The organism is Chryseobacterium sp. WX, assembly GCF_029542485.1.
Taxonomy (GTDB): Bacteria; Bacteroidota; Bacteroidia; order Flavobacteriales; family Weeksellaceae; genus Chryseobacterium; species Chryseobacterium cucumeris.
The window spans coordinates 1,051,420-1,065,782 of record NZ_CP120710.1; the positions used below are offsets into that span (position 1 = coordinate 1,051,420).

A 14,363-nucleotide genomic window follows, 5' to 3' on the forward strand; every position below is an offset into this window, starting at 1 on the left:
CGATTTTTTTTATATATTTGTCAAAATCTAAAAATCAAAAATGGCAGAATACAAATTATTGCTTCCTTCCATGGGAGAAGGGGTTATGGAAGCGACAATTATCACTTGGTTATTCAATGAAGGTGATAACGTAAAGGAGGATGACTCCGTAGTAGAAATTGCAACAGATAAAGTAGATTCAGACGTACCGACACCAGTTTCGGGGAAAATTGTAAAAATTTTAAAGCAAAAAGATGAAGTTGCAAAAGTAGGTGAAGCCATTGCTATTTTAGAAATTGAAGGAGAAGGCGCAGCTTCAGAAGAAGTAAAAACTGAAACTCCGGCGGCTACTCCGGATGCTGAAACTTTAAAAACGATTGAAGAGCCTCTACAAACAGTAGCTGCTTCAAACGTAGAATTCTCAGGAGATCTTTATCTGTCTCCACTTGTAAAATCTATCGCACAACAGGAAAATATTTCTGAAACTGAACTGAAATCTATCAAAGGAAGCGGTTTAGAAGGAAGAATTACCAAAGAAGATATATTAGCATATGTTGCTAACAGAGGAAGCAAGCCAGCTCAGCAGGCTGCTCCGGTACAGATAGCTTCAGCTCCACAACCGGCAGTATCAGCTCCGGCAGCTACTATTCCGGTAAGTGCAGGTGATGAGATCATTCCAATGGACAGAATGAGAAAGATCATTGCTGAAAACATGGTGAAAGCAAAACAAATTGCTCCACACGTTACTTCTTTCATTGAAACAGACGTTACCAACGTTGTAAAATGGAGAAATAAAAACAAAGCTGTATTCGAAAAACGTGAAGGTGAAAAATTGACTTTCATGCCTATTTTCGTAAAAGCTGTAGTGAAGGCAATCCAGGATTTCCCAATGATCAATGTTTCTGTAAATGGTGAAAACATCATCAAAAAGAAAAACATCAACATCGGTATGGCTACTGCCCTTCCGGATGGAAACCTTATCGTTCCAGTTATCAAAAATGCAGATCAGTTATCACTTTCAGGACTTGCAAAAGCAATCAATGACTTAGCTTACAGAGCAAGAAACAAGAAATTGAGACCAGAGGATACTCAAGGGGCAACTTATACAATTTCTAACGTAGGAAGCTTCGGAAACCTTATGGGTACACCGATCATTCCTCAGCCTCAGGTAGCTATTTTAGCCATCGGAGCAATCGTTAAGAAGCCTGCAGTTCTTGAAACAGCTGACGGAGATGTAATTGCGATCAGAAACTTAATGTTCATGTCTCACTCTTATGACCACAGAGTGGTAGACGGTTCCCTAGGAGGAATGATGCTTAAGCATGTTCACGACTACCTTGAAAACTGGGATCTGAACACAGAAATATAAGTAATAAAATAATCAGTAATAAGTAATTTTACTTATTGTTGATCACATAAAATGAAAACCTTCGGTTAAATTCGAAGGTTTTTTGTTTTTTTACTACTTAAGCTTAACAACGTCCTAAACACTAAATATCTCATTGAATAAATACCAAATATTCAACAAAATTAATAATTACCTATCAAATCATCAATTGTTTAAATATTTATATACTGTACTAACTTTTTTGGAAATTAGATTGATTAGCATTATTTTTAAACAAAATATTATTGAGAAAAATGGATCCGGATTACAGGAAATATGATGTCACAAGGTTTTTTGATTTCACAGAACAGGATGAAAAACTCATTACTGAAATCTATGATCTGCTTTCTCTATCGTACGATACTACTGTCATTGATGTCAAAGAGTCCCCATATGAAAAGTTCAGCTCTTTTGATATGTATCCGTTATTTATTCCACGTATCTGTTACCTGGTGAAGGATATGAATAACAGCAATAACTCTTTCTATCTTTTTATCGTCAGTAAAGTGGGAATAAATTCCAAAGGCGGACGTTTAGATCGTAAATATGACACTATCCAGCTTTGGGGATTAAAAAAACTTGAAGAAGATTTTGGGTATATTTCCATTAATAAAAAGAAGCTAATGGATAAGATTGCAGGAATCTTCAACAGTTTCTCTATTAATTTTAAAGATCCTGACTTTAAAGATTTTTATGTCGTGGGAAGTGATTCGTTTAAAACCATGAGCTTTTTAACCCAAAAAAGAAAAGAAACAATAAAAAGCTTCTCTGATGAAGGCTTTAAGCTTGAAGTCAGAAACAGCATTTTAAGTTTTGGTATACCTGATATTCTTACGGTTGAAAATGCTGAAATCACCTCAAAGTTTTTAAACGAAATATAATTTCCAAAATTTACCGTAATTTCATCCCTCAAAACCTGCAGATGCTGAAAATTTTTACCCTCATAAAAAGATCCCTCAAAAATTCTTTCGACAATATCCGGAATGAACAGCTTAAGCATAATCTGCTTCAGGCCATTCCCTTTTGGATAGGATCTGTCATAACAGGCTTTTTTGCTGTGATGTACGCACAGGTATTTGCATGGGGCGAACATCTGATGAATTTCATTTTCGACTGGCACGCATGGATGATCTTTATTATTGCACCTGTTGGATTTGTACTTTCCTGGTGGCTGGTGAAAGAATTTGCTCCCAATGCCAAAGGAAGTGGTATTCCGCAAGTGATGGCAGCTGTAGAACTGGCTAACCCGAAAGAACATAGGAAAATCCGGAATCTTTTAAGTATTAAGATTATTTTTTTCAAAATACTTTCTTCTGTTGTTCTGGTCATCGGAGGAGGCGCTGTAGGACGTGAAGGCCCTACCATTCAGATTGCCGGCTCTGTTTTCAGAAAAGTGAATGAATATCTTCCCGAATGGTGGCCAAAGATTTCCAAAAAAAATATGATTATGACGGGAGCGGCAGCAGGACTTGCTGCAGCGTTCAATACTCCGTTGGGAGGAATTGTTTTCGCTGTGGAAGAGCTGTCAAAAACCCATATCAATTACTTCAAAACAGCCTTGTTTACGGCGGTAATCATTGCAGGTCTTACAGCACAAACATTGGCAGGATCTTATTTATATCTGGGATATCCGAAGACCAATGATGTTTCCTTAATGGTTATGCTTCCGATCATACTAGTTGCTGCTACTGCTGGCATTATGGCCAGCCAGCTATCTGTTACCATGCTTAAAATCAATAGCTGGAAGAAGAAAAAACTGAAAACAGATAAAGCCAACGTGGTATTTCTTATCATTTGTGCCTTAATTATCGCTTCCATCGCCTATTTTATCAACAGAGAAGTACTGGGCTCCGGAAAAGAAATTATGGAGCGTGTCCTTTTTACCAAAGATAAGCACGAAGACTGGTATGTTCCTATCCTCAGAATGCTGGGGCCTGCCCTTTCCTTTACTTCCGGAGGTGCCGGCGGAATTTTTGCTCCGGCTCTTACTGCGGGAGCAAGTATAGGTTCTGTTATTTCAGGAATTATTCATTTAACACCCAACGAAACCAATGTGGTGATTCTGGCAGGAATGGTTGCCTTTCTTACCGGCATAACAAGGGCTCCGTTTACTTCAGCCATTATTGTACTGGAAATGACAGACAGACATTCCCTGATATTCCATCTGATGCTTGCCGGAATGATCTCTTCTATTGCTTCCATCCTGGTAAGCAGACATTCTTTGTATGATGTTTTGAAGGTGAATTTTCTGACGGAGATAAGAAACCAGGATGAACAGAATGCAGGAATTCATAGCAAAGGGGAATAATTAATCTCAGGAATCATCAACTATTTCACAGATCTCTTGCATATAAGAAATATATTTTCTACTTTTGCACCTCGAAATAATTAACAAATTTTTTAACATTATGAACAATTACGAAACTGTTTTCATTTTAACTCCCGTTCTATCTGAGGCACAGGTAGAGGAAGCAGTGAACAAGTATGTAGATCTAATCAAAGAAAAGAACTGCGAAATCGTTGCTAAAGAAAACTGGGGATTAAAAAAATTAGCTTACCCAATTCAATTGAAAAAGAATGGGTTCTATACTTTAATCGAATTTAAAGGAGAAGGTACTGTAGTTGCTGATTTAGAATTAGCATTTAAGCGTGACGAAAGAGTAATCCGTTACCTTACTACAAAACTTGACAAGCACGCTGTAGAGTACGCTGTAACAAGAAGAGCTAAAGTAAAAGCAGCTAAAGCTTAATTATTAACCCTATTTTTTAAAAAAGACAAGACATGGCAATAGATGAAATGGCTAAACAAGCCTCAGCAGGAGGAGAATCAGAAGTAAAATTCCTTACTCCACTTGATATCAATACAAAATCTGAAAAGAAATATTGTAGATTCAAAAAATACGGAATTAAGCACGTTGATTACAAAGATGCTGATTTCTTATTACAATTTGTAAACGAGCAAGGTAAAATTTTACCAAGAAGATACACCGGAACTTCTTTAAAATACCAAAGAAAAGTTTCTGCTGCTATCAAAAGAGCAAGACACCTTGCTTTACTACCATACGTAGCTGACTTATTGAAATAAGACAAAAATAAATAAGAGAAGAGGTTTTTCCTCTTCTTTTGTTGCTGAATACATCATTAATTCTAACTTGATTTTAGATACAACCTAAAATCTTAAAAAGGACAACAACAATGGAAATTATCCTAAAAAAAGACGTAGAAAACTTAGGACTTGAGTTTGATACAGTAAACGTAAAGCCAGGTTATGCTAGAAACTTCTTAATTCCTCAAGGAATTGCTCTTTTAGCTACGCCTAAAAACAAAGCTGCTTTAGAAGCTACATTAGAAGCTAGAAAAGAAGAAGAAGCTAAATTAATCGCTGCTGCTAACGCTGTAGTTGAGCAATTGAAGAAAACTTCTATCACGATCCCTGCAAAAGTAGGTGCTGGTGACAAATTATTCGGATCTATCAACAATGCTGATCTATCTGCTGCTTTAGAAAAAGCTGGTGTTTCTGTAGAGAAAAAATACATCAAAATTCCTGGTAACACGATCAAGAGAACTGGTAAATTCGCAGCTCTTATCAGACTTCACAGAAATGTTGAGTACAACTACGAGTTTGATATCGTATCTGATGCTCCAGTGGAAGCAGCTCCTAAAAAAGAAGAAGCTAAAACTGAAGAAGCTTAATAAGCAACTGAGAATTTCTCACAATACAAGACCACTTCAATTTATTGAGGTGGTTTTTCTTTTGTATAGGGTGACTTTGAAGTAAGATTGATATTAACTACCCCGTCTTTTTGCCTTGCAAAAATCCACCCCTTCAGGGAAGGGGAATATAGGAAATCTTAACAGCTATTACTCGTTAAATTATATTTTTAACAACCTGTAAGAAGAACAGGTAGGAAAATCTATTCCACACTATAAACCGTTACCTCACACCCCGTAACCCGAATCTCAAACTCTCAACCCCTCCAACTCACTACTTATCCCCTCTCAATTTATGCTGATATTCCGTAGGGGCCATTCCAATTACCTTTTTGAAGATATTACTGAAAGACGAGAGGCTGTTGTACCCTACCATCATGGCAATCTCATACATATTGTATTTTCCTTCCAGCATCAGCTCAAGGGAACGGGTAATTCTCAACGCTCTCAGAAAGCGAACGTAATTCATGCCCAGAATCTCTTTAAATTTCCTGGAAAGGGTTCTTGTACTCATCCCAAATTCTTTTGCCGTAGATTCAATCGTAAGAGGCTTCTCAAGGTTAGCATGAATATATCTTGCAATCTTCAGCAATGTTTCATCTTTTGGGAAAGGATGCTGTATCGGAAATGCCAGATGTTTATGTTTCTTTTCCTGTAAAACTCCTTTAAGAGCTTTGAGAAAATAATATTTTGAGGTATCATTTTTTGTGATTTTCCCATCCCAGTCTTTAGTATAGAAAATCATTTCCCTAAGGAGATTATTGACGGAATAAATATTGATTTCATCAAAAAAGCCACTTTCATTCTCTTCTTTTTTAAAATAAAAGTTATACAAATCAACCTTTGGGCTGGTTGAAAAAATATAATGTGGTGTACCGGCAGGAATCCACATAAAGCATCTGGCAGGAAGATACCAGTGTTTCTGATCCGTAAAAACATGCACAATACCGCCTTCTGCATAGACTAATTGTGCTGAACTGTGATAATGAATCTCTGTGGTAACATTTCCGGTAAGAACATGATAGATGTAAAATTCGGCATCATCTTCTTCTACCGCTTTAAAATGGCTGTTGTTCATTCCATAAAGGTAAGAAGAATTTCCAAATTGGCGTAAATGAGCAAATCTTTTTCTGTTTTCACAAATAGGGTCTGTGGCTTCTCACCGTAACTTTGCTGCATCAAAATCATTTTAGCAAAAATCCTTTAATTAATTTATGAATATCATATTGAACGCATGCCGGTATATGTGCATTGCGTTGTGCTTATTATTGAGCAGTTTTTTACATTCACAGATGATCGATTACCAGCATCTCGGCTTACAGCAAGCTATAGAGATTGGTTTGAAAAATAATAAAAACATACAGATCAGTCATCTGAAACAGGAAATGTCCGTTACCAAAGAGAAAGACCTCAAGATGGAGAAACTCCCGGACATTGAATTTCATACAAGCTATAATCAGGTAACCAACCTTTTCCAGCATCAGAATGGTGTATTTAATAAAGCCACCAAGTACGATGTGATTAATGGAATGTATGATTTTACATTATCAGCATCGATCCCGGTTTATATGGGAGGAAAAATTAAAAATACAGAAAAGAAAGCGGCTATTGACACTGAAATTTCTGCTTTAAAAACCCATCTCGATGAGAGACAGCTTAAAATGACCATTATTACTGCTTTTCTACAGATCCATCATTTAAAAGAGCAACAGAGTCTGATTAATGATAAAATGAAGGAAGATTCTGTAAACATCAAGCAGGTAAAAGCTTTGAAAGCTAATGGTGTTGTAACGGTCAATGAAGTCTTAAGAACATCACTTCAGTTGTCCAATCACAAAATGAGCTGGACGGAACTGGATAATGATATTCAGATCGCAGAACACAAACTGAAAACAATTCTTTCGCTTCCTGAAAATCAGGAAATACATGTCAACACAGAAGATCTTATTTCAGACAATGCTGCCATTCCTTATGTTGATGAGCTTACAGAAACTGCTTTAAACAAAAATGAGTCTGTTGAAATTACCCATAAGAATCTTTCCCTGAAAGAATTGGATCAAAAGATTACCAAAGCTAATTATTTACCTAAAATTACAGCTGGCGGTGAATATTTTTTAAAATATCCGAATATGATGTTCTTTCCTCCCGAACCCTATGCATATCGTCTGGGAATGGTAGGGGTAAATCTTACTTATCCTATCGAAAATCTGTACAAAAATAAATACAGAATGCAGGAAGCACGGGAAAATATTGACCTTGCCAAACTTCAGATTGAAGAAAATGAGGAAAATGTAAGACACAATGTTTATGAGGCTTATAAAAAGTTTGAAGAGACAGACCAGAAGGTAAAAATTGCTGAAGAAGCAATTAATCAGGCTAAAGAAAACTATCGTATTGTAAGAACAAAGTATGCCAATAAGCTTAGCCTTATTACTGAACTGATAGATGCAGACAATACGTATCTGGAAGCTGAATCTAATCTTATTTCCGTAAAAATTAACCGACAACTTAAATATTACCAACTCCAATATACAATTGGGAACTTATAAAAACTATGGCACAGAAACAATTGACACAAAAAGAAAAAAGAATCAACAAGTCCATTACTTTACTGGCCTGGATCCTGATCATCAGTGGAATCACAGGAATGGTAAGCTTTTATCTTTTTTCGAGAAAAAATGTGACGACGAATGATGCGCAGATCGAGCAATATATTACGCCTGTATCCAGTAAGGTTTCAGGGTTTATCAAAACGATAAAGTTTAACGAAAACCAGTTTGTACATAAAGGTGATACATTAATCGTCATTGACAACAGAGAGTTTGTGAATCAGGTACATATGGCTGAAGCGAATCTTCATGCCAATACAGCAACAATCAGCACCATTGAAAGCGGTGTCAGCACCAAAGAAAGTGATACAAAGATTATTGATGCTAAAATTGCTTCAGCAAAAATTGACATTTGGAGAACAGAACAGGATTACAAAAGATATAAAAATCTGTTAACAGAAGATGCGGCCACAGAACAGGAATTTGAAAATGTAAAGGCTTCTTATGAACAGTCAAAAGCCAATCTTTTGGCATTGGAACAGCAGAAAAATGCAGTAAAAGCCGGAGCGAACGAACAACAAACCAAAGTAGCTCCTGTAAAAAGCCAGATCCAGCAGAGTTCTGCCAGTCTTAACAATGCGAAGCTTTATCTTTCTTATACGATAATTACGGCTCCTTATGACGGATGGGTAGGAAACAAGACCATTCAGGAAGGACAGTTGATTAAAGAAGGACAGGCTTTGGTACAAATCGTGAGCAAAGAGAAATGGATCATTGCCAATTACAAAGAAACACAGCTTGGGCAGATTGATCAGAGCAAGGAAGTAATTATTACTGCGGATGCTTATCCCAATGTTGAGTTTAAAGGGAAAATTCTTTCCGTTTCTCCCGCATCAGGATCTCAATTTTCCTTAGTTAAACCAGATAATGCAACGGGAAACTTTGTGAAAATAGAACAGAGATTTCCCGTAAAAATTATTCTGGATAATAACAAAAACAATGAAAAGCTGCTTTCCGGAATGAATGTTCTGGTGAGCGCGAAGAAGATTTAAGTTTGAAAGTGGGAGTGTTTGAGAGTATTAGAGTATAAAATATTCGGTTTAATTTAACTTTCAAATTCTCCCATTTCAAATTTTCAAATTAAATTATTTTTTTAGCGAAAAGGCAAACCGCAAAATAGCAAATCTGCCAATTTTTTCTTCAAGCATATTTGCCGTTTTACCTTTTACTTTTACACCCTTTTGCCCTTTGTCTTTTCGCATTTTTCATTCAGATTAAACAGCAGAAAAACGATTTTTTGCTTTTTATCACCATAAAAATTATGCAACATAATACAGTTTATCATAAATGGGTACCACAATGGCTGAAACTGCCTCTTCTTATACTGGCATTGTTTCCCCACCTGATGTTGTTGTCGCTTTTACATTCTAACAGCGCCTTCACATCTTCTTTTATGGATGTAGATTCAGATGACATCCAGTATTTAATGATTTTGATGTATGGGACATTTGTGGTTACCCTTTTAGTATTACAGAGATTTATGGCTTATTTCAGCGTGAAATACTATGTTTTGCTGATGGCCTCTATTTCGGTGATTATTCTTTATATTTTATCAGTTACCAATGATTATCATGTGATATTGGTGATCCGGTTTTTGGAAGGAATTTTCGGTTTGCTGGAAGGTGCCATTTTCCTGCCTTTAATTATCGCAGAATTAAAAACAAAGCACGCCAAAGTCTTAGCATATCTTTTTATGTATACGATTATGCTGACCGGAGGAACTATTACGACTTCCCTGTTAAAATCAAGTATTGAAGATTACGATTTCCAACATATGGTTCTGATGATGGTGTACTTCCATGTGTTTGTACTGATCATCGGTATTGCTCTGTTCAACAGAAACAGATTTTTTCCTAAAAAACCTTTGTATCAATTGGATATTACAAGCTGGTTTCTTCTTTGGGTATGCCTGCAGGCTGGCGGCTATGCCATTATTTATGGTAAAAGACTGATGTGGTTCGAGTCTGATACCATTATCATGTGTCTGTTTATATTTCTTCTTTCCGGAGGCTTATTTATGTTGAAACAAAGAAATTCCAAGAGACCTTTGTTCCATTTCGAAGTTTTCAGTTCTAAAAATGTCATTGCAGGAATGATCCTGTTTTTCATCTTTTATCTGATCCGTTCCGGACTGAATAATGTCTACAGCATCATGGCTACCGTATGGAAATGGCCCTGGGATTATATTGTGAACATCCAGTACTGGAATGTAGCAGGGACTCTTTTGGGAATACTATTATCAGGAATCTGTCTGGTTCGCGGAGTATCATCAAGAATTGTTTTCTTCACCGGATTTCTTTTACTGGCCATAGATTGTGCCTGGTTTACCTATACTTTTTATCCTGACACTACCCTTTCTACCATCTGTCCGCCTTTATTTCTGCAGGGTGTTGCTCAGGGATTCTTATTTACACCTCTTGTTTTCTTTCTGATTTCAGGAACTCCGGAAGAATATGTATCCAATGCTACTGCGCTGGGAACAACCACCCGTTTCTGGACAACCGCTATCGGATATGCTCTGATGCAAAACCTGATGCTATTTTTAACACTAAAACATTCCGATGCACTCAGCGCTAACCTAACAGATACGAATCCTGTCTTCTATAATCAGTGGAGTCAAATCTTTGGATCCAATATTTCCAAACTACCGGTTAACGATTCTTTATCCATGACAGCCGGTGCTTTTAAAGCTAAAATAACAGCTCAGTCTATTCTACTTTCCAATATGGAAATTTTCACGGGCCTGTTCTGGCTGGCTCTTATTACTGCAATTGGGCTACTATTGTATCATCCTGTAAAAATAGCAGTACGAAATATTATGTAGAATTACTCTCCCCAAAAAGACCATACTGTTCCGTTGAAAACAGCCAGTTGCTTTTTCTGAGTATCATAAACCATCATACCGGCAGCAGGTGAGATAATATTAAGGTGAGGAGAAGTTACTTTTGGTAAAATCATGGCTTTATTACTATCTTCAAGCACCAGAATTCCGGAAACGGATGACGGTGTTCCTACAGAAACCTTTGCTTCAGGCTGATCTGTCAAACTATCCTGAAGACTGGTGTCAGCAGTACCAGTTGTGTCTACTGAAAGATCTTTCCAAAGGTTATTCTGATACACTTTCACCTTCATATCCGAAGTATCAAAAACCAGAGTACCATTCACAGGATTCTGAATGTCCGAGGTATTAGTTGCCCAAGGAAGAACAATACCACGGTTTTCATTTCCAAACTCAATAGATGATGAAGCTGATTCTAATGTCGTTTTTCCTAAAGCAACCTGAGCATTAAAGATTCCGGATGCTGTTATTATAATGATTGAGACTATTTTTTTCATAACGAATTAGGTTTTTATTAATCCGGACAGGTTTGGGTATTGAAACATTTCCAGCCTGTGGCAGTTCCGTCAATATTAACCTGCAGACAATTTTGTGTCGTATTATAAATGATCATTCCTTCTTTAAGGTCTGCCTGTGGGATAGCTGCTACCTGAACATCGGTAAGTCTGTTAAGAACAAAGCCTTTATTCTTTGATTCCAGTACAGCCCAAGCTCCTTTTCTTACACCAGGCCAGTTGTTTCCTCCTTTATCAGCCCTGCTTAATGAAGTAATTCCAAAATTCGGAGTAAGAACAGTTCCTGCTGTAGCAGCAGGTTTATAGCAAGGTACAGTCCCCTGAATCGTAACGGTTACAGTTGCTGTATCACAATTTGACGGGGAAGCGGTCTGACAGATCTGATAAACTAAAGTATAATTACCTGGAGGAGTTCCCGGAGCTGCCAGAATATGTCCATCCGTAGTATTCAATGAAATATTGGAATTTGAGGTGGATACCTGAGATAAGATAACATTGGAAAGGGTTGCCTGTGCTCCGCCATACGTTTCAAAGTCGTTATCCAGAACAATTCCTGCAGAAGATTCTCCTGCAACGATAGTATAGGTGTCATCTACCGCCATTGGCGGCAAATCTCCATTAATGGCAGGACAAAATCCGGGATTAATGATCAAAGGTGCACTACAGCTGTTGGTAGAAGCACAATCATAGGTAACATTCGTCAGAAAACCTGGATTACTGTTCATGAAAACCGTGCCTGGGTCAGAAACACCTGTTGTTCTTCTGAAATCAAGATTGGGCCCCACAGCCACATTTCCCACCTGAATAGGATTTTGCAACACGATATATCCTTTTTTTGTAGATGAAGAAGGTCCCTGAATAGCAGCATTTCCACCTTGATACTGGTTCAGCGCCAGTTCACCTTCATTATAAATAACAGCATCAGAAGGGGCATTATTCATATTTCCCGTAGAGGTAAAAAGTCCAAAATTGTAAATTTCGCTGCTGCTTCCGGACAAATTAATATCTCCCCCAACTGTAAAAATTCCAGTATTGATAATTTTACCGCCATTAATATTAAATCCGTTCTGAGAGATAATGGTTCCACAATTGACATACACACTCTGTTCGTTATTCCCGTAATTACCGCCAATAAATATCAATCCGCCCCCTTCGTTCCTGAATAAAGTGGTAGCAGAGCTGCTCATATTCAGGTTTCCATTAATATTCAGATTTCCAAAATTATCAATCTTATTGTTGGAATTATTTCCTAATTGCAAAACTCCCAGTTCTATAAGCCCCTCATTGACAATTTCATTGATCTGTCCGTCAATGGTGAGATTTCCATTCCCTCCGCCTACTGTTATATTCCCGGTATCAAAAACATGAACATTGAGATTGGCAACGCTCGTTATGGTCTGATTAAAATTGAGTGTTCCATGTACTTCAAGTCTTGCAGGAGCATTGGCCGCTCCGCTTATACTATTCTGAAACTGTAAGGTAACACCAGAAGCAATACAAATCTTAGCATTTATCCCGAACGTCGGATTATTGAATGTCATGTCGGAAGTAAAGCAGACTGTTGTATTATCAGGAAAATGATAATTGGGATCGGTAGGATTTTGAACATCGCAACCTGTACATTGTGCGTAACTGAAATAATAAAAGAATAAAGGGAATAAATAGAGTAATTTTCTCATCCTTAAATTTTATATAAATAAAATTACAAAATTTTTATCACCAAATAATGAGTTTTATAATATTTATCATTATATTAATTAAAAAATAATATAAAATGATTTTATTTAAATCAATATTTAAGTATTATTAATAAATTTCTAACCCATACGATCCTGAAAATAAGAACGTTTAATATTATAAAAGTCACCGATGGAAATTGAGAGTATTCTATTGAAGCAAAGAGATTTTTTTGCAACACAGCAAACCAAAAGCTTAGCTTTCCGGAAAATGTATCTTGAAAAGCTTAAAAACCTTATTATTTCCAATGAAAATAGGCTGTATGAAGCGATTAATAAAGATTTTGGAAAATCAAAATTTGATACTTTCACTACAGAATTATCTTTTATTCTGAATGATATTAATTATTATATCAAAAATTTAAAATCCCTTTCAAAGCCTAAAAAAGTCAGAACCAATCTTGTCAACCAGCTGGGAAGCAGTAAAATTTACGCTGACCCGCTTGGCTGTATACTCGTCATCGGAGCCTGGAATTATCCTTATCAATTATCCCTTTCTCCAATTATTGCGGCAATAGCTGCCGGAAATTGCTGTATTCTGAAGCCTAGTGAAATAGCAGAGAATACAATGAAAGCAATGGCAGCAATCATCAATGAAAACTTTCCGCCTGAATATCTGTATGTGTATGAAGGAGGTATTGAGGAGACAACCGCTCTTTTAAAACTAAGGTTTGATAAAATATTCTTTACAGGAAGTACAAAAGTCGGAAAAATTGTATACAAAGCAGCAGCAGAGCATCTTACCCCTGTAACACTGGAACTCGGTGGGAAATCTCCAGCTATTGTTACAAAAAATGCCAATCTCGAAATGGCAGCCAAAAGAATCGTATGGGGAAAATTTCTCAATGCAGGACAAACTTGTGTAGCTCCCGATTACCTACTGGTGGAAGAAACCATTCAGGAGCAGTTTCTGGAAATGCTCAGAAAATATATTAAAGAATTCAAATATGATCATGGCTCTGAACAATATACAAGAATTATTAACCTAAGGAATTTTCAACGCCTGGTACGTCTAATTGATAAAGAAAAAATCTATTCAGGAGGAAATTTTGATGAAGAAAAACTCTATATCGAGCCTACAATTCTGAATCATATAGACTGGAATGACGAAATCATGCAGGAAGAAATTTTTGGACCTCTCTTGCCTGTCATCAGTTTTCAAAATTACAATGCAGCTCTTAATTCTGTTCTAGAACTTGAAAAACCGCTGGCCGCTTATCTTTTCACCAATGATTCTGAAGAAAAAGAAAACTTCACCCGTAAATTGTCGTTTGGAGGAGGCTGTATCAATGATACTGTGATGCATTTAAGTAATGATCATCTTCCTTTTGGAGGAGTAGGCAATTCAGGAATTGGGAATTATCATGGAAAATATGGTTTCGAAACCTTTTCACACCCAAAAGCAGTTCTTGAAAAAGCAACCTGGGGAGAACCGAATATCAAATATCCGCCTTATTCAGAGAAAAAATTAAGCTGGATAAAGAAATTAATGTAATGCTGAAGGTTATATTTGTAAAGATTTAACGAATTGTATTATAAAATATTCATAAATCAATGCATAAAAATAAAAACTGCCTCATTTCTGAA

At 36.7% G+C, this 14,363-nt stretch carries 13 protein-coding genes; 10 read left to right on the forward strand and 3 right to left on the reverse strand.

The features are described 5' to 3' along the window. The first annotated feature begins 40 nt into the window (after positions 1 to 40). From PZ898_RS04750 to rplI, 6 genes are all read left to right on the forward strand, one after another. The gene (locus PZ898_RS04750; protein WP_123279858.1) at positions 41 to 1,348 is read left to right on the forward strand and encodes a dihydrolipoamide acetyltransferase family protein; all 1,308 of its coding nucleotides are present in this window, start codon (positions 41 to 43) and stop codon (positions 1,346 to 1,348) included. Positions 1,349 to 1,611: 263 nt separating this feature from the next. Continuing rightward, complete coding sequence (locus tag PZ898_RS04755; RefSeq protein ID WP_216444503.1) at positions 1,612 to 2,247, forward strand: hypothetical protein; 636 nt, start codon at positions 1,612 to 1,614, stop codon at positions 2,245 to 2,247. 41 nt (positions 2,248 to 2,288) lie between these two features. Further along, positions 2,289 to 3,674 (forward strand): chloride channel protein, encoded by a 1,386-nt coding sequence (locus PZ898_RS04760; RefSeq protein ID WP_062675031.1) that lies wholly within the window; start codon positions 2,289 to 2,291, stop codon positions 3,672 to 3,674. A 100-nt stretch (positions 3,675 to 3,774) separates the two neighbouring features. Further along, on the forward strand, positions 3,775 to 4,116 hold the full coding sequence (gene rpsF / locus PZ898_RS04765; RefSeq protein ID WP_034695444.1) for a 30S ribosomal protein S6: 342 nt from the start codon (positions 3,775 to 3,777) through the stop codon (positions 4,114 to 4,116). A 32-nt stretch (positions 4,117 to 4,148) separates the two neighbouring features. Then, positions 4,149 to 4,451: a 30S ribosomal protein S18 gene (gene rpsR / locus PZ898_RS04770; protein WP_002979091.1), complete on the forward strand. Its 303-nt coding sequence runs from the start codon at positions 4,149 to 4,151 to the stop codon at positions 4,449 to 4,451. Between the two features lie 110 nt (positions 4,452 to 4,561). Next, positions 4,562 to 5,059: a 50S ribosomal protein L9 gene (gene rplI, locus PZ898_RS04775; RefSeq protein ID WP_047429787.1), complete on the forward strand. Its 498-nt coding sequence runs from the start codon at positions 4,562 to 4,564 to the stop codon at positions 5,057 to 5,059. A 292-nt stretch (positions 5,060 to 5,351) separates the two neighbouring features. Here the strand turns inward: rplI and PZ898_RS04780 are convergent, their stop codons facing one another. After that, complete coding sequence (locus PZ898_RS04780) at positions 5,352 to 6,155, reverse strand: AraC family transcriptional regulator (RefSeq protein WP_123279860.1); 804 nt, start codon at positions 6,153 to 6,155, stop codon at positions 5,352 to 5,354. 214 nt (positions 6,156 to 6,369) lie between these two features. Between PZ898_RS04780 and PZ898_RS04785 the strand changes: the two genes are divergently transcribed. The 3 genes from PZ898_RS04785 (at position 6,370) to PZ898_RS04795 (ending at position 10,510) form a co-directional block, all read left to right on the forward strand. Next, positions 6,370 to 7,626 carry a TolC family protein gene (locus PZ898_RS04785; RefSeq protein WP_277694916.1) on the forward strand — a complete coding sequence of 419 codons (1,257 nt, stop codon included), beginning with the start codon at positions 6,370 to 6,372 and terminating at the stop codon, positions 7,624 to 7,626. Positions 7,627 to 7,631: 5 nt separating this feature from the next. Then, positions 7,632 to 8,678 carry an HlyD family secretion protein gene (locus PZ898_RS04790; RefSeq protein ID WP_277694917.1) on the forward strand — a complete coding sequence of 349 codons (1,047 nt, stop codon included), beginning with the start codon at positions 7,632 to 7,634 and terminating at the stop codon, positions 8,676 to 8,678. A 269-nt stretch (positions 8,679 to 8,947) separates the two neighbouring features. Next, complete coding sequence (locus PZ898_RS04795; protein WP_277694918.1) at positions 8,948 to 10,510, forward strand: MFS transporter; 1,563 nt, start codon at positions 8,948 to 8,950, stop codon at positions 10,508 to 10,510. A 2-nt stretch (positions 10,511 to 10,512) separates the two neighbouring features. Here PZ898_RS04795 and PZ898_RS04800 read toward each other — a convergent pair whose 3' ends face one another. Both PZ898_RS04800 and PZ898_RS04805 read right to left on the reverse strand, forming a co-directional pair. Further along, positions 10,513 to 11,022, reverse strand: a complete 510-nt coding sequence (locus PZ898_RS04800; RefSeq protein ID WP_277694919.1) for a hypothetical protein — start codon at positions 11,020 to 11,022, stop codon at positions 10,513 to 10,515. A gap of 17 nt (positions 11,023 to 11,039) precedes the next feature. Next, positions 11,040 to 12,719 carry a hypothetical protein gene (locus PZ898_RS04805; protein ID WP_277694920.1) on the reverse strand — a complete coding sequence of 560 codons (1,680 nt, stop codon included), beginning with the start codon at positions 12,717 to 12,719 and terminating at the stop codon, positions 11,040 to 11,042. 190 nt (positions 12,720 to 12,909) lie between these two features. Between PZ898_RS04805 and PZ898_RS04810 the strand changes: the two genes are divergently transcribed. Continuing rightward, the gene (locus PZ898_RS04810; RefSeq protein ID WP_120231376.1) at positions 12,910 to 14,271 is read left to right on the forward strand and encodes an aldehyde dehydrogenase; all 1,362 of its coding nucleotides are present in this window, start codon (positions 12,910 to 12,912) and stop codon (positions 14,269 to 14,271) included. The last annotated feature ends 92 nt before the right edge of the window (positions 14,272 to 14,363 follow it).

Coding starts and splice junctions, on each gene's coding strand:
- PZ898_RS04750 (WP_123279858.1), top strand. CDS start 41: ATGGCAGAATACAAATTATTGCTTCCTTCCATGGGAGAAGGGGTTATG.
- PZ898_RS04760 (WP_062675031.1), top strand. CDS start 2,289: ATGCTGAAAATTTTTACCCTCATAAAAAGATCCCTCAAAAATTCTTTC.
- rpsF (WP_034695444.1), top strand. CDS start 3,775: ATGAACAATTACGAAACTGTTTTCATTTTAACTCCCGTTCTATCTGAG.
- rpsR (WP_002979091.1), top strand. CDS start 4,149: ATGGCAATAGATGAAATGGCTAAACAAGCCTCAGCAGGAGGAGAATCA.
- rplI (WP_047429787.1), top strand. CDS start 4,562: ATGGAAATTATCCTAAAAAAAGACGTAGAAAACTTAGGACTTGAGTTT.
- PZ898_RS04780 (WP_123279860.1), bottom strand. CDS start 6,155: ATGAACAACAGCCATTTTAAAGCGGTAGAAGAAGATGATGCCGAATTT.
- PZ898_RS04785 (WP_277694916.1), top strand. CDS start 6,370: ATGATCGATTACCAGCATCTCGGCTTACAGCAAGCTATAGAGATTGGT.
- PZ898_RS04790 (WP_277694917.1), top strand. CDS start 7,632: ATGGCACAGAAACAATTGACACAAAAAGAAAAAAGAATCAACAAGTCC.
- PZ898_RS04795 (WP_277694918.1), top strand. CDS start 8,948: ATGCAACATAATACAGTTTATCATAAATGGGTACCACAATGGCTGAAA.
- PZ898_RS04800 (WP_277694919.1), bottom strand. CDS start 11,022: ATGAAAAAAATAGTCTCAATCATTATAATAACAGCATCCGGAATCTTT.
- PZ898_RS04805 (WP_277694920.1), bottom strand. CDS start 12,719: ATGAGAAAATTACTCTATTTATTCCCTTTATTCTTTTATTATTTCAGT.
- PZ898_RS04810 (WP_120231376.1), top strand. CDS start 12,910: ATGGAAATTGAGAGTATTCTATTGAAGCAAAGAGATTTTTTTGCAACA.